This window comes from Neoakkermansia glycaniphila (assembly GCF_001683795.1).
Lineage (GTDB): Bacteria > Verrucomicrobiota > Verrucomicrobiia > Verrucomicrobiales > Akkermansiaceae > Akkermansia > Akkermansia glycaniphila.
In genome coordinates, this window is sequence record NZ_LIGX01000002.1 from 241,690 (window position 1) to 265,997 (window position 24,308).

Sequence of the window (24,308 nt, forward strand, 5' to 3'; positions counted from 1 at the left end):
GCCCCCATTACGCGCCATGCGCCCCATCATCGGATACACGCTCGGAGACCAGGCAGGCATCGGTCCTGAGGTCATCGGCAAAGCCTTGGCCTCCCCGGAACTGCCGCAGCATGCCGACTACATGCTCATCGGCGAATACATCCCCTGCACTCCCGGACAACCGACACAGGCCACCGCCGAGGCGGCATTCCGCCACCTTGAGCTGGCCGCCCGGGCTCTCAAGGAAGGCAGCATTGATGCTGTCGTCACAGGCCCCGTCTGCAAGGAAGGGCTGCACAGCGTCGGCTTCCGCTACCCGGGCCAGACCGAATTCTTCGCCGACCGCCTCGGCTGCACCGACTTCGCCATGTGCCTCTCCGGCGACACGCTCACCGTCGGCCTCGCCACCATCCACGTACCTCTGTCCGACGTACCGCGCCTGCTCTGCACGGACGAACTCGTCCGCATCGGTAAACTGCTGGCGGACTTCTGCCGCCGTATAGGCAAACCCGAACCGCGCATCGCCCTTGCGGGTCTGAACCCCCATGCCGGGGAAAACGGCGCATTCGGCGACGAAGAAACGCGCATCATCGCCCCTGCCGTCGCCCGGCTGCGCAGCGAATGCCCCGCTGCCCGGTTCAGCGGCCCGTGCGTACCCGACAGCGTGTACCGCGAAGCCGCCGCCGGCCATTACGATGCCATCCTCGCTCCGTACCACGACCAAGGATTGATCCCCCTGAAAATGCTGGACTTCGACACCGCCGCCAACATCACCTTGGGCCTGCCCCGCCTCCGCATCAGCCCCGACCACGGCACGGCCTTCGGTATCGCAGGCAAAAACATCGCCAGCCACGCCAGCACGCTCCGCGCATTTCAGCTTGCCGTCAAAAGCACGCTGCCCCACCTGTAATAAGACCAGCAAATGAAACTTGACGCAGTCATCCATCCCTGCTAGGAGTTTATGAATGTCCCTCTTACACTCATACGCCACCTGTTTCCCCTTCCTTCTGTGCGCGCTCTCTGCACCTGCTCTCGTCGCAGCAGCCGAACAGCAGCATGAAGAACTGAACTACGTCTTCCAATCCGGCTCGAACGGATACCATACGTTTCGCATCCCAGCCATCGTGCAGAGCACCAAGGGAACACTCATCGCCTTTGCCGAAGGCCGGGTCAACAGCAGCTCGGACTACGGGAACCTCGACATCGTCGCCCGGCGTTCCTCAGACAACGGCAAAACATGGAGCGACCTGATCCTCGTACAGGACGACGGCAACAACCAATGCGGCAACCCCGCCCCGGTCGTCGATCAAAGCACGGGGCGCATCTACCTGCTCTCCTGCGGATCGACCGGCAGTGAAGGCGCAGTCCTCAACGGGAAAACCACACGCGAAGTGTACTCCCAGTATTCCGACGACGACGGTCTCACGTGGAGCAAACGGGAAAACATCAGCCAGCAGGTCAAACAGCCGGATTGGCGCTGGTATGCCACCGGACCGTGTTCCGGCATCCAAATACAAGCGGGCAAATACAAGGGCAGGCTCGTCATTCCCGCCAACCACAGCGATGCAGGCAAAACCTACCGTGCCCACTGTTTCTACTCGGACGACCACGGCAGAACATGGAAACTAGGCGCCACCGCAGGCGACGGATCGAATGAAAGCCAAATCGCCGAAATCGCGCCGGGAAAACTCGTCCACAATATGCGCATGCAAACCCACAGCAAAGGCTGCCGCGGCGTACGATACAGCAACGACGGCGGAGCTACATGGACCGACCTCAAACACGAAACCAGCCTTCCCTGCCCCCGTTGCCAGGCATCCGTCATCAGAGACAATGCGCGGGCCAACACCCTTTATTTCTCCAACCCCTCCGCCCCCAAGGCCCGCAAGGAAATGTCCATACGCACCTCGACGGACGGAGGAAAAACATGGCCGTACAAAAAAATCGTCTTCGCCGGCAACACGGCCTACTCCAACCTGCTCGATCTCGACAAAAACAGCCTTGGCATACTCTTCGAAGCATGGCAACCGGACAAAAACGGCATCGTCTTCAGCATCATCAACAAAAAGGATTTGCGCGTACGGGACAAATAAACCAGTCCGCACATCTGCCATCGCGCCGCTTCTCTTGCCAACATGGCATTGGGTTCACAAAACCATCGTCTCTTCATCCGGGTAATGGTTTTGTACGGCACTCCCGCAGCAGGCCGGAACGAAAAACCGCTTCATCCGGCCTGCAGCGTGAACTATGGAAAAACCGGAAACTTACGCCGACAACATACGGGCGAAATCAAAAGCTTTCTGGCTCCTGTTCAGCCAGCCCTTCCCGAAAATGGGGAACTGCTTGCAGGAGCGGTAAAAAGCTTCGCGCTCCTTCCGCAAATGATCGAGAAACAATAAATCGCCGCCCCGGGCCAAACGGTCGGCCAACGCCTTCCGGCTCCCGGCGCCGACAACGCCGTCCACATCCACCGGAAAACCGTCGTTGCACAGGGCTCGCTGCAGAATACGTCCCGTATTCCTGCTTCCGCTATTGAAATAGTGGTCGCGTAGGAAAAACTCGATCCCCGGATGCTCTGCAGAACCGATCCATCCGACCACCGCCTTCGTATTATCCCACACGTACTGCAGACAGGCATCCCATGCCTCCACCTTTCGCCCCGCATCCAGCAAAGCCTTGATTGCGGCAAACACGGCAGGTTCGATACCGTCGCAAATACCGCAAATCTCGAATTTTCCGCCCGTATCGGCAGCGGGCAGCTTCCGCACGCACAGGGATTCAGCTCCGGTCGCACGGTCGTCTTCGAACAGCAAAATCATGGCCGACATCTTCTTTTCAGTCGCATTCATCATCTCTTTTCAATTGATTGGTCTATTTTTGCCGCCTCACACCTCTCCGAACGGAAAAGAACGGCGGATTTCCCCTATGCTGGCATTCCTTTTCCCTTGTCGCAACATCGCCGCCGAGGGCTAAATACAAAACAACACGCAAACGGAACACACACAGTAAATGTAACACATCCTGTCATGCATGGTCAACCATCATCTCCAACAAATACAAGGTAAAACAACCTACCTCTTGGTAACAAGTGCCAGCCAAACCGTTTTGGTGCCTCTAACCGGACTCGAACCGGTACGGCTTTGCGGCCGGCAGATTTTAAGTCTGCTGTGTCTACCATTCCACCACAGAGGCAAGCCAAAACTGGCTGCCGGAATGCCAACATTCCGGGTCGGGGCATCATAGGGAAAATACGGAATACCGTCAAGACTTATCCTACATCGTGCTTGACATTCTTTCCTTGCTGCTGCACACTCGCACACACCAAGAACCGGAGGTTCCATCTCCCTCATTTCATTCATTGCATATGAAAACGCGACTCATCACCTCGGCAGCGCTGGCATTATCCTTCTGCACTCTTGCTCCGTCCTGCGGCGAAAAAACATCGGATGCCTCTCCGGCACCCGCTACCGGTGACAAGCCCGCTCCTTCCGGCCCCGATGCCGCCACAGACAAGCCGGCTCCGCCCGCTGCCGACGTACCGTCGCCCGAAATCGTCCGGGCCAGCCTTCCCGAAGCATTGAAAGGCTGTACCCTTGCCGACATTACGGACATCCGCATCGTGCCGACGGGCACGGATGCAGCAGGTACGGCTGCCGATGTCACCGTCTTGCTCAAGCTTCACGACGATCTTTACACCCGCATGCCCGCACCCGCTGAGCTGGCCCGCCTGCGCAGTTCGGTCAACCCCATCGTACAGGAAGCACTGAAACCCGATGCATGCTTCCTCCTTCTCGCCGGAGAAGAGGAAGACAAAATCCCACAGGAAGCAAAAGCCGCCTACCAGCCTGAAGAACCCGTGAAAAGCCTGATTCAGGAAATTCTAGCCCTTGCTTCACCTACCGCTTACGCCAAAACGGCCTCCGCAGGCGACATTCTGGAATTGCGCGGCACCCTCAAGGCAAGCAAACAGGAAGACGGCGCCTGGACCGTCAGCGAAACCAGCATCGACCTCCAGCCGCTCAAGCAATTGGACGGCACCATCGTCAAGGATCTCGTACCGCAAAACATGCTCGCTTCGAACGAAGGAGAAGGAGAAGCCCTCGCAGGACAGCTCAAGGATAAAATCGCCAAACTTCAGGAAGCAACCACCGCACAGAACATTGCTCGCGAACAAAAAATTCTGGCACAGATAAGCCAGCAGAATGCCCTTCGCCAAGCCGAAGCCGAAGCTGCCGATAAACAGAAGGCGGAACGCGAAGCCGCCGAAAAGAAGGAAGCGGAAGCGAAGGCCGCCGCGCGCAAGGCCGAAATCGCCAAAGAACGCAAGCAATTCATCTCAGCTTTCGGTTCCGGTGAATCGTACGTCGGCGAATGGGCCTGCGGCACGCAAACCGGCAAACTCTCCCTCGTCGTCATGAGCTGCGACCCGTCGGAAAAATCCGCCCTCGTCGAAGCCACGCTTGCCGATCCCTACCTCGACGGAGCCATCATGGAACTCAAGGGCCGCGTCATCCTCGAACCCGAATCCGACGAACCCTACCGCATCCTGCTGAACATCACGGGCGGCAGCTTCGACCCCGATGCAGCCACGGCCAACATTTACCGCCGGACGGATGGCATCCTTCAACTCAACCTGCAGGACGACGGCGCCTTGAAAGGCATCATGTCATGCCCGGACTGGGATGAAAAAGACAAGAAAATCGTCAAAGTCTTCCTCCGTTCCGAAACGGCCATGCAAAAAGACAAGGCCGACAAAAAAAGCGGCAAGAAGAAATAAATTCTTCTTGCCTGCCTCTCCCGGCATTATGCCGGAAAGTACGCGGCTCCAGCCGTTGTTTCTTGTTCAGCGAACGATCATTTCCACCTTGCCATTGGATCGGGAACCACCGTTCCCGCGCACCCTGGCTCGAATCTCACAGCCGTTGTTGGCATTCGCCTCTGCGGGAATATCAAACGTGTACATCGATTTGAGCGACGGAGATCCGGCACAGCCTTCGTGCCTGTCCGCAGCGATCACCGCGCCGTCTCCTACAATCTCGACATCTTTGATGTCAAGGGCATGATCACCGGACGTATAGACGAAACGCACTCCTTTCATCCTCTTCAAATCTCCCGGAGCCAGCGGCCACGAAATTTCCTTCCAATCCGTGGATATTTCGGCCGGAGACCAGTTGCCGACCACTTCGCCCGCTGCCCCCTTGGTCAACGCATCCGGCAAGGGAACTGCTCGGTCGACCGCCGCCCTGCATGCCGCAACGACATCCTGCACCGGAGAGGCGGGACTGAGAGTCGTCGAATGCACCCATGCCTCTTCCCATGAGGGCAAATCGGGATTGCTCCCTTCAAGACGGCCTTCCACATACCTCTCGAAACGAGGCAAATAATAATCGCGAATCAGCCCGCTCCATACCTTGGCGGCGTAATCGTTCACCGGAGGCCCCCACAGCGTCACAATGCGCCGCGCATTCTCTTCGTATGCATCCTGTGCCACCTTGGTCGAACCGTGTGAACGTGCAAGCGCAATCCAGTTTTCAAGCCGCCATGTCGGATGCCGCTCCAGCAAGCTGTCGCACTCAAGGGCCAGACGGCGAAACTCCTTCATACAGCCTCGTGCGCGCACGGCATCCTGCTCGTCGAGCGCTTCCAGCGCAGCCTTCTTGGCCTGTGCCATTCTGGCTCCCAGATAATGGGCCGTGAGCTCAATGCAATCCTGACGAAACAGCGGAGAATCCTCCAACCCCTGCGTATGCACGAACCTGGAAATACCCTTCAGGAACTCTTCATTCAGAAGCGGAGCCCACCCTCCCCGGCTGCCCGGGGCCTGCTGCCAGTTGAAATACGGATGATCGCAAAGGCTGCCGTACACCGTCTTGCGAAAAGATTGCCATGAATCGCGAATCGAATCCGGATACGCCCCGTATCTCGCCCGGCAATAATCGGCTATCAGCGAATCGAGCGGCACAGGATGATCGCGCCATGCGGCATCGAGAAAAAGTTCCGTCACGATTCCATTGGTTTCGATCCCTTCTCCAGCCATCCCCATACCGAGCAGCTTTCCCCGATTGGCGGATTCCAGAGCCTTCACATGGCCATTCGCGTAATGCTCCAGATTGCCCGTCATCGCCCCCTTGCCGCCCATATTGGGTACCACACAGTAAATCCAGCCCTTCCCGCAGAACCCCTTGAATACATCCCAATTCATTCCATTCTTCCAGAAATCGGCATTGTAATCCGTCGCCAGATCAAGCAGCAGCATCCGGTCATCCGGCACCTTGCTCAGAAGAGCTTCCAGCGTTTCGTGGTTCCAGATATTGCGCTGGTAGCCGAACATCCAGCCCTGCATCACCCACACGGCCTCGGGATTCGCCTTGCTGAGAGAGGCATACACCTCCTCGCCGAGCTTCGCCAGAATCTCCTTGGCACGGGGATCGTCGGCCGCGACCGGAAGAGGCATCTCATTGAAGGAATCGGCACGGTGGAACGTATTACGCCCGAATTCCTTTTGCCATTCCGTCATGAAACGAGTGCCTATCTCTTGAAACAACGGTTGATCCGGCGACAGGAAATGTGTCCGCTTGGATGGCCCGAACCCCGCATTCCACACAGGCTGGGTCAAACTCCCGGCTACTTCGGGATGTACTCGCTTCATGCCCTTCGGCACGAACCCGGAAAAGGCCGGGCACACCGGATGCATGCCGAGTGACTTCATCCTCTCAAGAATCTTGTGTTGCAGGGCCACCTGATCCGCATGCCACGCATCGGACAATGCTCCGTCGTGATTCACGATATTTCCCATACGCTGCCAGGGGAGATGGGCAGGCCCTACATAAAACTCGTCGATCTCGGCCTGCGTCAGCCCCATCTGCCGCCAGACACGCGTCGCAATCGCTTCATTAGCCACCAGAGCAAGAGGCATATTGATGCCGTGCAACGCCATCCAGTCGATCTCCTTCTGCCACCGCTCCCATGTCCAATACGGCATGGAATAGCCATACGTCACCTCATTGAACATATAACGATACCGGAACGGAGAAAACACCTTGCGGGCAGAAACGGCCGGAAGCGATTCGGGCCAAACCATCCGGCTGTTCTCCCAATCCGTCATCCCCATACCGTTCGCCTTGACGAAATCGTAGAAACCCCGGCACAAAGCCACGCCGCTGCTACCCCTTACCGTCAACACGCCTCCTTCGGATTTCGTCTCGAAAACATCAAGCCCGCCCTCCTGCTCCATCGCTTCCAGCGCCAGCATCCGGGGCTTCTCGCGCAGAGCGGGTACCGCCCGCTCCATCACTGCACGCGCAGCATCCATCTCGGACTGAGGCATGCCCCACCCCGGCACAATACACAACAGCACCATAAAGCAATAACCGAATATCAACCCGCAACGACTGCCCCTCCTGCCTGCAACACAAAACTTGACCATATGGCAAATATACGGCCAATCGGATGCATTTATTTCACATCACAACAAAAGTCGACAACGAAAAAACTCCTAAGCCTTGACTGCAGAAAGAATCAGGAAGATCGGCCGGCGCAATTCATCCGCCATCCCCGGCACCTCCCGCACGGCCTTTTCATCCGGCTGAGGCTCGGCCAACCCCTTGAGGGCAAAACCACGAGCGAGCAGGCAGCCCACATACTCCTCCACCGTGCGATGGTACTTCGTCACACTTTCACCCAGAAAACAGGCTTCGCGCCTGCCCGGCGAAAAATACCGGTCCACGGGCCAGTGCAAACGCTCTCCGCCGTGACCGTATGCCCAGTCCTGACGACCGCTTGCCGTAAAAACGGGATGCTCCACCGAAAACACGAATGCCCCGCCGGAAGACAGGCATCGATACACACGTTCACACACAAAATCGAATGACTCCAGATAATGAAACGCCAACGAACTCACCACCACATCGAACGAATCCGGCACAAACTCGAAATCCTCGATTGCTTTGCATTCATACGCCATATTGTCAAACCCATTCCTCTCCCTCGCAACCTCCAGCATCCTCTCCGAAAGAGCGACTCCGACCACGGCGGCAGCTCCCTGCTCCGCCGCATACCGGCAATGCCAGCCGAACCCGCACCCCAGATCCAGGACGCGCTTCCCGCGGAAGTCCGGCAGCATCCTCCGCAAAACATGCCACTCTCCCGCTCCCTCCAACCCTTGGACGGAACGCGCCATGCGGCTATACTGCTCGAAAAACGCAGGTTGATCGTACTTATTCTCCTTCATGAGAAAAACTCTCCTCCATCATCCAAACACGGCAGCAGGAAGAACGCAAGGCGCAATTCCCGTATGACAAAACGGTACAAATTCGCTCACTCCTCATCCATCAGCCGCTCGCTCGGAGGCACGCGCACCCAGTCCATCCCGGCCGCCCTGGCGGCTTCGATCCCCGGATCGGCATCTTCGAACACAAGGCAACGGCCCGGCTCCACCCCCATGCGGCGGGCGGCCTCCTCGAAAATATCGGGAAAAGGCTTGCCGCGCTCCACCATCTCGGGAGTCACGATCAACTCGAACAAACCTTCAAGGCCGGCAGACTTCAAACTCGCCAGCGCGCCGGGCATCGCACTGCCCGTCGCAATCGCCATCGGCACACGCCCCTGCATCCGGCGGGCAAATTCCACCGTCTCCCGGATCGGCTCCAGACTCCCGCTCTCGATCAACTCCAGATACAGCGCCCGCTTGCGCGCCGCCACCGCATCCGCATCCATCTCCAGCCCATAGCAGGCATTCAGGGAAGCGACGATATCCTGAGCGGAGCATCCGCCGTGCGCCAGAAACTCCGGTTTGCGGAACACCTCTTCAGGAGCACCCTGCTCGGCCAAAGCCATGCGCCATGCCCTATAATGGGCGACCATGCTATCGACCAGCGTACCGTCCAAATCGAAAATATACCCCGCATACTCTTCATGCGGCACAGAAAAACCTTCACTCATCGCACTGTATCGTCACACGCCGAAATGCTCGGCAAACTTCTTCAAAGACTCTTCCAGGCCGAACAGAACCAGCATATCGTCCTGCTCGAACACCATATCCGGCTCAGGGAAATCGATCACCGGAGCATTGGGAGTCGCCAGCACATCGTCACCCGTCTCGGACAGCACGCCGCGCCGCACCGTCAGCAAATTCAGCTTGTACTTCGAACGCAAATCCACATCCTTCAACTGCTTCCCGATCCAGTCGGAAGGCAGATGCACTTCGGCCAGAGCATGGCTGCTATCGATCTTGCGGAAATGCAGCAGGGACATATTCATGAACCTGTCCGCCAGCTGCTGGGCGGCAATCTCCTCCGCCCGGATCTGCCCGTCCACGCCGAGAAGCTTCAAAATGCGCGCATGAATCGTATTCACCGAACGCGCATAAATATGCTTCACCCCCATCTCCTTCAGCAGCCCCGTAATCATGATACTGCGCTCGAACCCCTCGCCGATCGCCACGATCACCCGCAGATCATCTCCGGTCAGATCGAGCTGGCGCAACGTGCGGGGATCGGTCGCATCCCCCACAAGGGCATACGCCACACGATCCTTCAATTCCGTCACGACGGCTTCCTTCTCATCGAGAACGGTCACTTCATTCCCGGTATCGGCCAGCTTCAGGGCGAGGGCACGGCCGAACTGGCCCGCACCGATAATAACGTATTTCATGATAATGGTAAACGAGTTTCAGGATAACGGATAAGCTTCGTCTCGGGCGTACCGATAAACGCGAGCAAGAAAGAGAAAATGCCGACGCGGCCCACGATCATATTCAGAATGATCAGATACTTGCCCGCCGTACTCAGATCGGCTGTAATCCCGAGCGAAAAGCCGGACATCACATAGGCGCTGACCACCTCGAAAAACACCTTCAGCACCCCCTGGTCGGAAGCGGCGATCTTCGGCTCCACCAGCAGCAGAATCATCGTCATCAGGCACAGCCAGAAAATCAGCAGAATCATCGTCGCCACCGCACGCTCCACCGTCTTCCTCGCTATACGCCTCCGGTGAAACTCAACATCCTGCTGGCCGCACACCACACGCTTCACCTCCATGCACACCGTGGCGAACACCGTCGTAAACAAACCGCCTGCAGTCGAACCCGGATTCCCCCCGATAAACACCAAAAAAGCCAGAAACAGCGCATACACCACGCCGTACGTCCCGATATTGGAAATATTGAACCCCGCCGTACGCCCCACGGAATTATACACGCCTTCCCAAATCGAAGATCCCAGTGACTGCGCTGCATGCTGCGACGGCTCAAAATACCCGAGCAGCCCCAGAATCAGGCCGCCGCCCAACGCCACAATCAAAGTCATCCGCACCGCAAGCCACGTATGGGTGGACCAGTGCGGCGGAAGAAACTGATCCTTCAGCAGCCCCAGCCTGATACGCATACGCTTGATGAACTCGATATAAACCGCAAAACCGAAACACCCGGCAAACATGATCAGAATCATGATCCCCTGCCCGAACCGGTCATAGGCCACGCACCCCTGCGCCATATTATCCGGGAACAGGCTGATCCCCGCATTGCAGAACCCGGAAATCGAATGGAAAATCGCATACCACCACAAATGATCCTGCGGCACGCCCTCCAGCCCGCGCCACGCATACCACAACCCCACCGCGCCCAGCGCCTCCATCACAAACGTCAGAATCACCATCCCCTTGATCAGCGTCGCCGCCTTGGCCACACCCTGCTGATCCAGAATATTGCTGAACGTCACCCGGTCGCGCACGGACATCCCCTGCCCCACAATCAGCGACAGGAAATACGTGAACGTCATCACCCCGAACGCACCCACCTGAATCAGCACCAGCACCACCATCTTCCCCATGGGGGTCAGATTCGACATCACGCTGCCCGGCAACAGCCCCGTACCGCTCATCGCGCTCGTACTCACAAAAATGGAATCCACCAGCGACAGCGGCACATGAGACGCACCCGGCGTCAGCAAAAACAAAGCACCCACCAGAGCCAGCGCGATAATCGACACCAGGAACAACAGCGCCGGAGGCCACGCCGACCGCCCCTTGCCGAACTTCCCCGCAGCACGATCCAGATAATAACGGCGCGCCAGAAGATAGGAAAACCATCCAGCACAGAAATACAGCGTATTGCTGACACCCCGCTGCGCCGCATACGGAACATCCACAAACGGCATATACATATTGGCGGAGAAAAACAGCGTCGCCAGACTCAACCCGGCCTTCACCCAAAAATCACGCCCGACCGTCTTATGCAGAAACTTCAGCAACACCCCCTGGCTGATCACCAGCACAAAATACGCCACGGACAAACCGAACAGAATCTCGCGATAGGAATCCAGAAACAACAGCTGCTCCGAAGCACTCTCCACACGGTGCCAGCCGATCTCCCAGAAAACGACCAATGCCATCAGAAAGCCCGTAATAATTTCGGGTAACTCCAAGAGCGCCAACCGCTTTTTTGTACTGGATTCAGCCATGGGCACCCATATTCTACTCCTCCCTTCGGCAAATACAAGCATAATGATGGGAAGCCTCGCCATCTCCTCACTCGAGAAAACGCCCTCTGACACCTTCCCGTCTTGACCGAACGCCCGAATTAAGTTGAAATACGCCCATGTTGAACCTGTACGACACACAGTCCGGAGGGCTTAAGCCCGTGCAAGCAGTAGATGGCAAAACATTGCGGTTCTACTGTTGCGGACCGACCGTCTACGGACCGGCGCACATCGGCAACTTCCGCACCTTCGTCCTGCAGGACGTCTTCCGCCGCGTCGTCGAACTCGGAGGCCAAAACACCAAACACGTCCGCAACCTCACCGATGTCGACGACAAAACCATCCGCGACTCCCAAAAGGCCGGCATGACACTCGACGCCTTCACCGCCGGATGGACGCAGAAATTCCACAACGACTGCACCGCCCTCAACTGCCTTCCCCCCCACATCGAACCCTCAGCCGTCGCGCACATCCCCGAACAGATCGCCATGGTTCGAGCCCTCGTCGACAAAGGCCACGCCTACCCCTCCGACGACGGCTCCGTCTACTTCCGCATCGCCTCATACAGCGATTACGGCCAGCTCTCCCACCTCGACAAACGCGAACTCGAAATCGGCAAAACGGCCAACGAGCGGGCCAATGCCGACGAATACGAAAAAGACGCCGCTGCCGACTTCGTCCTGTGGAAAGCCCGCCGTCCCGAAGACGGAGCCAACTACTGGCAATCCCCGTGGGGCGAAGGCCGCCCCGGCTGGCACCTCGAATGCTCGTCCATGATCCACAAATACCTGGGCGACACCTTCGACCTCCACTCCGGCGGCGTCGACCTCGTCTTCCCCCACCACGAAAACGAAATCGCCCAATCCCGCTGCGCCTGCGGCGGCCACTTCGCGCGCCACTGGTTCCACATCACCCACCTCCTCGTCGACGGCGGCAAAATGTCGAAATCCCTCGGCAACATGTTCACCCTCGAAGACCTGCAGAACAAAGGCTACACCCCCGCAGCCCTCCGCTACGTCCTCGCGGGCGGCTACTACCGCCGCCCTCTGAACTTCACCCTCAACTCCATGGCCGATGCCACCTCCGCGCTGGAACGCCTCGCCCGTGCCGAAAAAACGCTTGCCACAGCAGCCGGCAGCCCCAAAGCCCCCTCCTACCGGGAACTTGCCAAAATGCAGCCTGCACTCGGCGCATTCCAGGCCGCATGGGACAGCCTCAACGACGACCTCAACACCCCCGAAGCCCTCGGCCACGTCTTCAGCGCCATCAAACGGCTCAAACCTGCCGAAATGGACAAAGATGCAGCCATGCAACAATGGCTCGCTCTCCGCTTCATCCTCGAAGCCTTCGGCATCATCCTGCCCGACCTCGACGCACAAATCGAAATCCCGGACGACATCCACGCCCTCGCCGAACGCCGCTGGCAAGCCCGCCAAAACAAAGACTGGGCCGCCTCCGACACCCTGCGCGACGAACTCGCCGCCCTCGGCTGGACCGTCAAAGACGGCAAGGACGGCTACCAGTTGACGAAAAACTGATTCGCCAGCCACTCCCCGGAACAGCTCAACGATCCCCTGCTTCGGCAGGGGATTTTCGTAGTCGGACACAAGAATCGGCCAGCGCTCCGGACTGTTTCCCCCACACCCGCGTCATGCCCTTGGAAAAGGCTTGCAGCCAAGCGGCTCAGGGGGTAGAAAAGTGCATGACGACACCACAGTCCGAACGCCGCGACTTTATCCGCGAGATGATTGCCAACGATCTCGCCTCCGGCAACTGCAAAACACCTGTCACGCGCTTCCCTCCGGAACCCAATGGCTATCTTCACATTGGGCACGCCAAGGCCATTTGCCTCAACTTCGGCCTTGCTCTCGAATACGCTTCCGTCGGCGCACGCTGCCACCTGCGGTTCGACGACACCAACCCCAGCAAGGAAGATCAGGAATATGTGGACAGCATTCAGTCGGACATCAAGTGGCTCGGCTTCGACTGGGGCAACAACCTCTACTTCGCCAGCAACATCTTCGACTTCTTCTACGACTGCGCCGTCCACCTCATCAACAACGGCCTGGCCTACGTCGATGAACAGGACGTAGAAACCATTCGCGCCCAGCGCGGCAACCTCGTCACGCCCGGCACGCACTCGCCCTACCGCGACCGCAGCATCGAAGAAAACATCGCCCGGTTCACCGCCATGAAAAACGGCGAAATCCCCGAAGGCAAAGCCGTCCTGCGCGCCAAAATCGACATGGCGTCCAGCAACATGAACATGCGCGACCCCATCCTCTACCGCATCGTCTTTGCCGAACACCACAACACGGGAGACAAATGGTGCATCTACCCGATGTACGACTTCGCCCACCCGCTGGAAGACGCCTACGAACACATCACCCACTCCCTCTGCACGCTCGAATTCGAAAACCACCGCCCCCTCTACGACTGGGTCATCGACAACTGCCCCGTGCCGAGCCGCCCCCGCCAGACGGAATTCTCCCGCCTCAACATCACCTACACCGTCATGAGCAAGCGCAAGCTGCTCCAGCTCGTACAGGAAAAACGCGTCTCCGGCTGGGATGATCCCCGCATGCCCACCATCTCCGGCATGCGCCGCCGAGGCTACCCCGCCGCCGCCATCCGCAACTTCTGCGAAACCGTCGGCATCACCAAATTCAACGGCATTACGGATGTAGCCCTGCTGGAACACAGCGTCCGGGGCGAACTCAATGCCACCGCACCACGCCGAATGGCCGTGCTTCGCCCCCTCAAACTCGTCCTCACCAACCTCCCGGCCAACCACAGCGAAACCGTCACCGTCGTCAACAACCCCGAAAAACCGGAAGAAGGCACGAGGGAACTCACCCTCACCCGCGAAGTATGGATCGAACAGGACGACTTCATGATCGACCCGCCCAAGAAATACTTCCGCCTCGGCGTAGGCCGCACCGTCCGCCTGCGCGGCGGTTACTGCGTCACCTGCACCGGATACTGCACGGATGAAGCGGGCAACGTCACCGAAGTACAGGCCGAAATCATCCCCGGCACCATCGGCAACAACCCGCCCGAAGGCATCAAATGCAAAACGGCCATTCACTGGGTTGCCGTACCGCATGCCGTCGATGCCGAAGTGCGCCTGTACGACCGCCTCTTCTCCTGTGAAAACCCGGATGCCCACGAAGAAGGCTTCCTTGCCGCACTGAACCCGGACTCTCTCGACATCATCGCCCACGCGAAAATCGAACCCGCACTGGCAGCTGCAGAACCCGAATTCGTCTGCCAGTTCGAACGCCTCGGCTACTTCGTCGCCGACCGCCGCGACCATGCACCGGAACACCCCGTTTACAACCGCGCCGTCGCCCTGAAAGACTCATGGGCCAAAGCCAAATAAGCAACATGAAACAAGTTCGCACACCCGAAACATTCGATATCGGCGGATTCGCACCGCAGACTCAGCAGCAGAACATGCTGCCCGCCGCCATACCCGGCGCAACCGCCCCTGCTCCCAGCATGAACTCCGTACCCGTAGCCGAAGGCGACGATCCCCTCGTCTTCAGCCCCCTCTCGGAAATCCTCGAAGAACTCAAGCAGGGCCGCATGATCCTCGTCACCGACGATCCCGGCCGCGAAAACGAAGCTGACCTCATCTGCGCCGGCGAATTCGCCACGCCGCAAATGATCAACTTCATGGCCACCCATGCCCGCGGCCTCATCTGCGTCCCCATGGCTCCGGAAAAAGTGGATGCCATGGGCCTGCCGCTCATGAGCAAGCGCAACACGGAAAAACTGCACACCGCCTTCACCGTATCCGTCGATGCCCGCGAAGGCACCACCACCGGCATCAGCGCCTTCGAACGCTCCATCACCACCATCAAGCTGGCCGAACCGGGAGCCACGGTGGACGACTTCGTCCAGCCGGGCCACGTCTTCCCGCTCCGCGCGGTCGAAGGCGGCGTCCTCAGGCGTGCCGGGCACACGGAAGCCACCGTCGACCTCATGAACATGGCGCACCTGCAACCCGTAGGCGTCTGCTGTGAAATCATGAAGGACGACGGCACCATGGCCCGCATCGGCGATCTCGGCGCCTTCCAGAGGGAACACGCCCTCAAGGCCTGCACCCTCGCCCAGCTCATCGAATACCGCCAGCACACAGAAGAACTCGTCGAAAAGGAAGAAACCATCAACCTCCCGACCGACTACGGAAACTTCATCTGCCACTCCTACCGCTCCAAGGTGGACGGAGCCGTTCACCTCGCACTCGTCCACGGCGACATCGACCCGACCAAACCCGTACTGGCCCGCGTCCACAGCGAATGCCTCACAGGAGACGTCTTCGCCTCCCGCCGCTGCGACTGCGGCAGCCAGCTCCACACCGCCATGAAACGCGTCTCGGAAGAAGGCGGCATCATCCTCTACCTGCGGCAGGAAGGCCGCGGCATCGGCCTCTCGGCCAAACTGCATGCCTACAAACTTCAGGAACAGGGACTCGACACCGTAGAAGCCAACATCCAGCTCGGCTTCCCCGCCGACCTGCGGGACTATGGAGTCGGCGCGCAAATCCTGCGCGACCTCGGCGTGCGCCACCTCCGGCTGATGACCAACAACCCGAAGAAAATCGTCGGCCTCTCGGGCCACGGCCTCGACATCGTCGAACAGGTTCCCATCAGCGTATGCCCCAATGAAAGCAATGCTTTCTACCTCGCCACCAAGCGGGACAAAATGGGGCACAAAATCTGATACCCGGTTCCACAGCCATTCAACATACAATCCCGGCGAGGCCTGTCCCGCCGGGATTTTTCATTCTCGCATTCGAAAACATATCACACATATCATACAAAAACCCGCCCACCGGAAGGCGGACGGGTTTTGTCGATTGAATGGCAACGTCCGATCAGAACTGGTAACGGTAACCGACCGCACCGCTCACGCCCGTAGCGCCGGAGCAGAACTCGGCATTCGCGTTCACGAATACGTCGCTGTTCATACCGGCCGGAATCGTCAACCCTGCACCGACTTCGATACGCGTGCTGCCGGGTTCCGCACCACGCACGCCGAACGCCTGAGACGGCGCGGCAAGCATGGCCACATCGGCTTCGCCGCGGCGGTCGCCCATATCCTGGAGCAACATGGCGCGGGCTTCGAAAATACCCTTGCGGTTGAAAATATTGTGGCCCACGTCCGCCAGATAGCGCGCACCGAGACCGATGGTCGCAAAGCTCACGTCCTGCTTGCCGACATGCAACCCGGCATCGCCCAGCCCCGTTTCGGAATAGGCATCCACGCTGGAACTCGTCCAGGACACATTCAACAGCGGCTGAAGCATCGGCAGCGTGCGGGATTCGACATCGAGCGGAATATCGTACGACAGTTCGTACATCGCACCGATAGCCGTACCGTTGGTCGTACCGCGGGATGTATAATAATCCGAACCGACGGAGAACGAGCGGTCAAGACTCATATTGGCACGGCTTCCGGTCAAGATGAAAGCATGCCCCCAACGCTTCACCTGAGCACGCAGGAAGAGATTCACGTAGAAGCTGTCCAGATCGCCCTTGGCGGATTCGGCCGCGCTGGACGAAAGATCGCCGGATTGCACCGAGAAAGCGGCGCCTGCCGTGATGCGTTCCGAAAAGTCGCAATCCACTCCAAGCGTACCACCCCAGCTATTGAGCGTATAACCGGCTTCGCGGCCGTCGGAATCCAGCTTGAGGTGGCTTCCGTCCGCATTGAACCACATATTGCAGTAGGGCAATTCGGAAGGCACGCAGCCTTCGCCTGCACCCATCGTCGTCATCCGGTTGCGAATGGCGAACATTTGCGTACTCAAAGCCTGCGTGTAAGCGGAGCTGAGTGCCGTCGTCGTGCTGCCTGCCAGAGCGGCAAGCGTCTGGGAAGCTGCGCTGAAGGACTGGCTCGTCAGATTGCCGTCCACGGAATCCATGATCTTCGCGAGAGCGGAATTCGGATCATTCTTCTGCGGGTCTTTGGCCTGCAAGGCGCGGTCAAGAAGCTTGCCACCCGTCGTACTCACCGAATCCAGCGTGGGATTGATGGCATGGTCCGCGTAGAAATCTCCCGTATTCCGGTCTGCCGTCAGCTCCAGAACTCCGGTCGAAGCATTATAGGACACGGCGATGGAATCCTTCTGGTAGAACTTGTACAGCATGGAATCGTACTCCACATCCACCTTGCCGGCGAGCGTAATGCTGCCCCCATCCACGGGCGCAGCAAGAACCTGTACGACATGCTCGGGGGTCTGGGAATAGAATTGTTCGCCGGACTTGGCAAAATGGAACTTGCCGCCTTCCACGCGCAGATTGCCGCCCGTCACGATGAACGGAGTGGCATCGGCCTGAGTCGGCATGGTAAAGTTCAAACGTGAATTCGCATCGATCACACCGCCGGACATCAAACCGAGAGCAGCCGTTTCCGAAGCCGCATCGGACATCGGCAAAATACCCATCGACTGCAACACGGGAGACACAGCCTTCTTGTCCAGAAGAGTCACCGTACCGCTCGTCGTCGTCAGGGAATTCATGAGCGTACCGTATGCCACGCTCAATTCACCGGAATTGACCGAAACATTGCCGCTGTACAGCTCGGCGCCGGAGAGTGACACCTTGCCTCCGCGCACGGCCAGGTCATTGGACACAGCCTTCGAATTCAGTTTCAATGCACCTTGTGTCGCGACGATTCCTCCCGTGCCGAAAGCCTTATCGTTCCCGGCAATCAGTGTGCCGCCGTTCATGGTCGTACCACCGGCATAGGAATTGGCGCCGTTCAAAGTCACCGCTCCATCCGAAACCTTGGTGAGGGCTCCGGCACCGGCGAGCTCGATATTCACCACACCTTGCGACATGTTGTAGCTGCCGGCAGTCAACACGCTGTGGTCGCCATCCGCGTTGATCGTACCTTCCTTCAGAGTCAGCGTAGAAGCCTGCATCGGTCCGGACACGGTCAAGGCCGCCGCTCCCTGATCGATCGTCACATCGCCCATGTATTGCGAGACACCGTAAAGTGTCGCCTCGCCGAGGATCGACATCTTGTTGGACAGGGTGTGGTCTCTCAGATCCAGAGCACCGGCTTCAATCGTGATATTGCCGGAACCGAGAGCCGATTCCGCCACAGCCACGAGCATGCCTCCCTTCAGAAGAGTACCACCCGTATACGTATTGTTGGTCTCAATCGTCAGCGTACCGACACCCGCCTTGGTCAACTGTCCGGAACCGGCAATATGCCCGGCGCCGTCCATCAGAATATCGTGATCGCAATCAACCAGTGTGGACAAGGGGGAGACTTCCTCACCCACCTCGATGTGGCGGTAAAGCCCGATATTCACATCCATGCCATTCTGATACGTCAGCACATCCATGCCGCCGTCATCGCCGATCGACCAAATGCGGTTACCCGTCTTCCACACCAGATCATCGGCCGATTCACCATTAGTGGAAACGGAAAGGATAATGCGGTTATTGGTGGAACTCACACCGAAATCGAACCCGATGACCGGATCGGGAAGCAGCAGGGACAAATCGCCCTGCAACTGTCCGTACGACATGAGCGAATAAAAACCGGGCATATAGGCGCCGCCTACATTGGAAAGAATCAGCTTGACCGTACCGTTCACAGCCAGCGTACCTGTCACATTCAACAGATCGCTCTTGCCGTCGGCTCCGGACAAATCGAACTTGAAATACCCGGAAGATGCATCCAGAGAAGCGACCGTCACGGAACCGAGCGTACCCGTACCGCCGATATCGAGAATACCGCCGTTCATCGTCAAAGCTCCCGTACCGAGGGCATTGGCATTCTTCACCACCAGGGTGCCCCCGTTGAGATCCGTGCCGCCCGTATACGAATTGGCCATATTCAGGGTCAGCGTACCAGCGCCCTGCTTTGTCAGCTTCATCGCGCCATTCAACGAACCGGAACCGATAAACGCATAATCCGAAGCGCTATCCACTTTCACCGACTTGGGGGAAAGCCTGCCCGTCAGGGTCACATCGCCCGCACCGTTGCCGGCAAACAGCACATCGCGCCCGTCCGTATAATAGCTGTTGTACGCCTTATTTTTGGCATCGGCCGTCCAGCCGGCCGCAGCTGTCGGCAGATCGCTTGTTTTATTCAGAGACCAAGCATTGGCACCACCCGACCAAACAAGCGTATTGGCCGAATATTCGGTATACATGCTTTCAAGGACGGGAGCCGTCCGCAGGAAAATAAACTCTTCGATACGCCCGATGGTACCGTCGTAATTGATCCAGTAATATCCGTTCTGGTTCTGGATGGTAAATTCGTGCATGCGCGCACGCGTCGGCTGCCCGCCTTGCGCGGGCTCGTCATCGCTGTCCGCGATGAACAGCTTGCCGAGTGTCCCGTCGTTATTGAGCTCGTAACCCCAGATCGTCATGGCATGACCACCCCAGTTGCCAGCCACGTCACCTATCTGCTGGACCCACACGACACCGATGGATGCCGGGCCGTACTTGGGCATATTCGTGGTCAGGCCGTTGACCATCTGCCTCTGGTTCAACTCCTGCATCGTCAAGAAAACCGAGCAGGAATCCGCATTGGCATAATATTTGGAAAAAAAGGAAGTCGAAACCGCCGTATTGGGCCTCATATTCGGGAATTGAGGCGTTGAACCACGCAACCACCACGCATACCCGAAGTAGCCGTTGCCGCCATCATCGACAAAGCTTTGCTTGAATGCCGTAAAAATATTGGAACGGCTCCAGTCGCCCGCCACCGCCGTACCGTGAATCAGCGGATCCTTGCCCTCGTAAAACACTCCGTACTTATCCTGCCAGAATTGAATCACATTACTGCACGATGCAGCCCAGCACAACTCATTATCCGGAAAATTCGGATCGCGATTCCACGTCTTGTTGATATCGTAAAAGCCGCTTGTCTGGGTCACGCCGTCCACAAAAACGGGAGTCGCGGAAAGAGGCAGTGCAACCAAAGCCAGCAGAGCGGCGCGAAGGCCGATGGGGAGATGGAGTTTCATATTATAAAATCGATCAATAGTAGGTTATCTATGCCATGTAAGCATTCTTGCATTCATGTCTATCTTATTTTGGGCAGGGTGACAAGCGAAAAACATAGTATCATACAAAAAATCATGATCTTTTACCGGAACGGTCACCGCCCCCCGGTTGAAAACCGTTATCCTAACCGGACTTTTTCTCTTGCGGTACATAAAAACGTATGCTACTTTTCAAGAGTTAATCTAAATTATGGACGACACGCTATTACTCTCACGTCTGCAATTCGCACTGAACATCAGCTTCCACATCCTGTTCCCGACCATCTCTCTGGGACTCGGCTGGCTGCTGGTATTCTTCAAAATGCGATACTCCCGCACGAAGGATGAAAAATGGATCAAACTCTACTTTTTCTGGGTCAAAATCTTCGCCCTCACCTTCGCTCTGGGCGTGGCGAGCGGCATCACGATGCCCTTCCAATTCAGCACCAACTGGCCCGGCTTCCTCGAAATGGCAGGCAACGTCGCGGGGCCAATCCTCGCCTATGAAGTCCTGCTCGCCTTCTTTCTGGAAGGCACCTTCTTGGGCATCGTCCTCTTTGCCTACAAAAAGGTTCCGGCATGGTTCCACACCCTCTCCACCTTCCTCGTCGCATTCGGCGCCACTCTTTCCGGCTTCATCATCCTGTCTCTCGTCAGCTGGATGATCACTCCGCAAGGCTTTGAAGTGCGGGACGGCATCGTCCACGTCACCTCCTGGTACGACGTCATCATGAGCCCGTCCATGATCTATCGCTTCCTGCACATGATGATCGCGGCCGGACTCACCTCCGCCTTCCTCCTCGCGGGCATATCGGCCTACCGCTGGCTGCGCAGCGACCGCGCCCCGGACGTCATGTCCGGCCTGCGCACCGGCATCTACACCGCGCTGGCATGCTCCCTCATGCAATGGGTCGTCGGCGACATGCACGGCTACAACACCTCCCAGCACCAGCCTCAGACCATGGCCGCCGCCGAAGCCATCTGGAAAACCGAAAAAGGAGCCCCCCTCCTCCTCTTCGCCATCCCGGATCCCGAAACGAAAAGCAACAAATTCGAAATCGGCATCCCGAAAATGTGCAGTCTCCTGATGACCCACCATCTCAACGGCGAAGTCAAAGGCCTCGACCAGTTCCCCGAACACCCCTCGGTCGCTCCCGTCTTCTTCTCCTTCCGCATCATGGTCTTCACCGGCCTCGCCATGCTCGTCGTCTCCATCGCCGGCACATGGGTCCTCAAACGAAGGAAAGACATCACCCCCTTCTGGGCCAAAGTCTTCGTCTGGATGACCTTCTCCGGCTGGGTCGGCACCCTCACCGGCTGGTACACCACGGAAATGGGCCGCCAGCCCTACATCATCCACGGAGTCCTGAAAACGGCCGATGCCGCCACCAAGACAGGTTCGGGCATGGTCGCCTCCACCTTCGCCTGCTACATCGCGGGCTACGTCATCCTGCTGGCCGCCTTCCTGTACGCCATCTATTATCTGGCTCGCAAGGCAGCTCAAACCAACACTATTCAACCTCTCGACTGATCCCGCCATGGACTCTCCCACATTCCTCATGATCGACACGGCCTTGCTGCCGGATGTCTTCGGCTTCCTGATCGCCCTCACCCTCCTCATCTACATCGTGCTGGACGGCTACGACCTCGGCGTAGGCATCCTCAGCATCGCCGCAGAAGAAAAGAAACGCGACCGCATGATCGACACGATCGCCCCCTTCTGGGACGCCAACGAAACATGGATCCTGCTCGCCCTCGGCATCATCATCGTCGCCTTCCCCGCCGCACAGGGCATCGTCTTCGGCGCGCTATACCTCCCCACGGCCATCATGCTCATCGCCCTCCTCTTCCGGGGAGCCGCCTTCGAATTCCGCGTCAAAGCCTCACCGAAACACAAACCCCTTTGGGACAAGGCACTCTTCGCAGGCTCGCTCATTGTTGCCCTCTCCCAGGGCTGGATGCTCGGACTCTTCGTCAGCGGCTTCGAATACACGGCCGCCGTCTGGCTCATGCCCCTGCTCGCTGTTGCCGCCTATGTACTCGTCGGAGCCTGCTGGCTCATCATGAAAACAACGGGCAGCCTGCGGCAGCAGGCCGTCTCGTGGGCCAAAACAGGCATACGCATCTCCGTCCTGCTAGCTGCCGTCATCGCCATTGCTTCTCCCCTCTTCCCGGCAGCATCCATATCCGCCGTCACCATTCTCAGCGGAATATCCGCCGTCCTGGCCTTCGCCGTCGTCATCACACTGGCCCGGCTCGGAAAAATGCCGGACAAAGGAATCTGGGTACCCTTCGCCCTCACCGTACTGATCTTCATCCTTGGCGTCGCTATCCTCTCCCTCAGTTGCTACCCCGACATCATCCGCGGCCACATGTCGCTGGTAGAAGGCGCGGCATCCACCGCCTCCCTCTCGGCCCTCCTGCTTGGAGTCGTCATCTCCCTCCCCCTCGTCATCGTGTACACCGTCATCGCCTACCGCATCTTCCACGGAGCGAACAATGAAATCCATTACGACGACTGACAGACCGCAGCACCATCATTCAAATAAAAAAACGCTGTCCAAACCGGACAGCGTTTTTTCATGAAACGAATGAACACCGATCAATCCGAATCCTTCTCCTGCTTCATGGCGGCCTGGGCCTTCATCTCCCAGAACATGGCCTTCTTCTCATCTCTTTCCACCCCGAAACCCTCCCGGTAACATTCGGCCAGACCGGACATACCCTGCGCATTGCCGCCTTCAGCGGCCAAAGTCATCCACCTGAAACTTTTGGCCTCATCTTTTGGCACAAAGGTACCATGGAAATATCCATACGCCAAGCACACCATCGCCTTCAGGTTGCCTTTTCGAGCCGCGCTTTCATACCATTCCAGTTCCTTGCCATCATCCTCATCCGCATAACTCATAGCCAACAGCACTTCTGCATCCGTATTTCCTTCCGCGGCCATCTTCTCCAGCAAACTTCTCAAAGTCTGAACATCGCCACCATACAGCGCCATGACGGACATGAAAATCGGTTCAATCTTCTCCCTGTCATGCATCTTCGACAACCCTTCCGTCAGAAGTTCGATACCTCTATTCCTTGCATCCGGATATTGGCTCGCAATTCCCACGAGTCCCGATATTAAAACAGCCATCATCCGTTCATCCTCCGACGGATCGTTTTGCAGCTCATGCACGATAGACCATCCCTGCTCCCTGACGGCATCATCTCGATCAAACAAAAGGCCGCACACAAAAAAAACCAAAGCGCCTTCATCTTGTTGAACGATAGGCTTCAACAGATCCATACCCTCTCGATACTCGGCCCTGTTGGCATTCGTCTCAATCAAATTTCTCTTATTGGTCTGTAGATCCAGATGAAGCCTGATGCCAAACTGTACATTCCCATTCTCCATGGAAACACCCCATGAATGCTCGTTAAAGACCAAGCACATGCCAAGCATGCCCTGAGCCGTTACATCACCTTGCAAAACAGCCTTTCTCAACCACTTGATTCCCTCTTCGCGACTTTTCTCCAAACCGCCGGAACCAGCCAGATACAAAATACCCATGCGCCGCTGGGACACCATATCCCCGGCTTCCGCTTTTTGGCGTATAAGGGAGGTATTGATTTCTGAATCGGAGGGCTGGGCGTCAGCTGCAACGACGGAACCGACAAGAACCGGTACTACTGCCATAAGGTAGGAACAATGCATGCTCATATCACGAATTAACATATCCGCTTTCACCTGTCTGTCAATCACAAACAAAGTCATCACCCCGCCTTGGAAACAACAGAAACCGATCGCGCCCCACCCCGTACCGGAGAGTTGCATACGTCTTTTCTCCTTG

16 protein-coding genes and 1 tRNA gene are annotated in these 24,308 nt (G+C 57.7%); 8 read left to right on the forward strand and 9 right to left on the reverse strand.

Annotated elements, in window-relative coordinates:
* The first annotated feature begins 16 nt into the window (after positions 1 to 16).
* Both pdxA and AC781_RS01845 read left to right on the forward strand, forming a co-directional pair.
* Complete coding sequence (gene pdxA / locus AC781_RS01840; protein ID WP_067772521.1) at positions 17 to 889, forward strand: 4-hydroxythreonine-4-phosphate dehydrogenase PdxA; 873 nt, start codon at positions 17 to 19, stop codon at positions 887 to 889.
* A gap of 55 nt (positions 890 to 944) precedes the next feature.
* Complete coding sequence (locus tag AC781_RS01845; protein WP_067772523.1) at positions 945 to 2,072, forward strand: sialidase family protein; 1,128 nt, start codon at positions 945 to 947, stop codon at positions 2,070 to 2,072.
* A gap of 171 nt (positions 2,073 to 2,243) precedes the next feature.
* Here the strand turns inward: AC781_RS01845 and AC781_RS01850 are convergent, their stop codons facing one another.
* Together AC781_RS01850 and AC781_RS01855 are read right to left on the reverse strand one after the other, a co-directional pair.
* Positions 2,244 to 2,831 carry a putative peptidoglycan-binding domain-containing protein gene (locus AC781_RS01850; RefSeq protein ID WP_067772526.1) on the reverse strand — a complete coding sequence of 196 codons (588 nt, stop codon included), beginning with the start codon at positions 2,829 to 2,831 and terminating at the stop codon, positions 2,244 to 2,246.
* A gap of 254 nt (positions 2,832 to 3,085) precedes the next feature.
* Positions 3,086 to 3,171, reverse strand: a tRNA-Leu gene (locus tag AC781_RS01855).
* 172 nt (positions 3,172 to 3,343) lie between these two features.
* Here AC781_RS01855 and AC781_RS01860 point away from each other — a divergent pair.
* Positions 3,344 to 4,756, forward strand: a complete 1,413-nt coding sequence (locus AC781_RS01860; protein WP_067772529.1) for a hypothetical protein — start codon at positions 3,344 to 3,346, stop codon at positions 4,754 to 4,756.
* A gap of 66 nt (positions 4,757 to 4,822) precedes the next feature.
* Here AC781_RS01860 and AC781_RS01865 read toward each other — a convergent pair whose 3' ends face one another.
* The 5 genes from AC781_RS01865 to AC781_RS01885 all read right to left on the reverse strand — a co-directional run bounded on the left by AC781_RS01865 (position 4,823) and on the right by AC781_RS01885 (position 11,366).
* A complete protein-coding gene (locus AC781_RS01865) occupies positions 4,823 to 7,306 on the reverse strand; it encodes an alpha-N-acetylglucosaminidase (RefSeq protein WP_245741049.1) in 2,484 nt (827 codons plus the stop codon).
* Between the two features lie 168 nt (positions 7,307 to 7,474).
* Positions 7,475 to 8,209: a class I SAM-dependent methyltransferase gene (locus tag AC781_RS01870; protein WP_067772533.1), complete on the reverse strand. Its 735-nt coding sequence runs from the start codon at positions 8,207 to 8,209 to the stop codon at positions 7,475 to 7,477.
* 86 nt (positions 8,210 to 8,295) lie between these two features.
* On the reverse strand, positions 8,296 to 8,919 hold the full coding sequence (locus AC781_RS01875; protein ID WP_067772535.1) for an HAD family hydrolase: 624 nt from the start codon (positions 8,917 to 8,919) through the stop codon (positions 8,296 to 8,298).
* Between the two features lie 12 nt (positions 8,920 to 8,931).
* Complete coding sequence (locus tag AC781_RS01880) at positions 8,932 to 9,630, reverse strand: potassium channel family protein (protein ID WP_067772541.1); 699 nt, start codon at positions 9,628 to 9,630, stop codon at positions 8,932 to 8,934.
* The gene (locus AC781_RS01885; protein WP_172801738.1) at positions 9,627 to 11,366 is read right to left on the reverse strand and encodes a TrkH family potassium uptake protein; all 1,740 of its coding nucleotides are present in this window, start codon (positions 11,364 to 11,366) and stop codon (positions 9,627 to 9,629) included. The genes AC781_RS01880 and AC781_RS01885 overlap by 4 nt, the downstream gene beginning before the upstream one ends.
* Before the next feature lie 206 nt (positions 11,367 to 11,572).
* On the opposite strand from AC781_RS01885, the gene cysS reads away from it, so the two are divergent.
* The 3 genes from cysS (at position 11,573) to AC781_RS01900 (ending at position 16,181) form a co-directional block, all read left to right on the forward strand.
* Positions 11,573 to 12,991 carry a cysteine--tRNA ligase gene (cysS, locus tag AC781_RS01890; protein ID WP_067772546.1) on the forward strand — a complete coding sequence of 473 codons (1,419 nt, stop codon included), beginning with the start codon at positions 11,573 to 11,575 and terminating at the stop codon, positions 12,989 to 12,991.
* 164 nt (positions 12,992 to 13,155) lie between these two features.
* The gene (locus AC781_RS01895) at positions 13,156 to 14,835 is read left to right on the forward strand and encodes a glutamine--tRNA ligase/YqeY domain fusion protein (RefSeq protein ID WP_067772554.1); all 1,680 of its coding nucleotides are present in this window, start codon (positions 13,156 to 13,158) and stop codon (positions 14,833 to 14,835) included.
* Between the two features lie 119 nt (positions 14,836 to 14,954).
* A complete protein-coding gene (locus AC781_RS01900) occupies positions 14,955 to 16,181 on the forward strand; it encodes a bifunctional 3,4-dihydroxy-2-butanone-4-phosphate synthase/GTP cyclohydrolase II (protein WP_067772839.1) in 1,227 nt (408 codons plus the stop codon).
* Between the two features lie 154 nt (positions 16,182 to 16,335).
* On the opposite strand, the gene AC781_RS01905 is transcribed toward AC781_RS01900, so the two are convergent.
* The gene (locus AC781_RS01905; protein WP_067772559.1) at positions 16,336 to 20,454 is read right to left on the reverse strand and encodes an autotransporter domain-containing protein; all 4,119 of its coding nucleotides are present in this window, start codon (positions 20,452 to 20,454) and stop codon (positions 16,336 to 16,338) included.
* 229 nt (positions 20,455 to 20,683) lie between these two features.
* Between AC781_RS01905 and AC781_RS01910 the strand changes: the two genes are divergently transcribed.
* On the forward strand, positions 20,684 to 22,003 hold the full coding sequence (locus tag AC781_RS01910) for a cytochrome ubiquinol oxidase subunit I (protein ID WP_067772569.1): 1,320 nt from the start codon (positions 20,684 to 20,686) through the stop codon (positions 22,001 to 22,003).
* 7 nt (positions 22,004 to 22,010) lie between these two features.
* Positions 22,011 to 22,994: a cytochrome d ubiquinol oxidase subunit II gene (locus tag AC781_RS01915; RefSeq protein ID WP_083076401.1), complete on the forward strand. Its 984-nt coding sequence runs from the start codon at positions 22,011 to 22,013 to the stop codon at positions 22,992 to 22,994.
* A gap of 80 nt (positions 22,995 to 23,074) precedes the next feature.
* Here AC781_RS01915 and AC781_RS01920 read toward each other — a convergent pair whose 3' ends face one another.
* Positions 23,075 to 24,292, reverse strand: coding sequence for a tetratricopeptide repeat protein (locus tag AC781_RS01920; protein WP_067772572.1), 1,218 nt, complete (start codon positions 24,290 to 24,292; stop codon positions 23,075 to 23,077).
* Between the last annotated feature and the right edge of the window lie 16 nt (positions 24,293 to 24,308).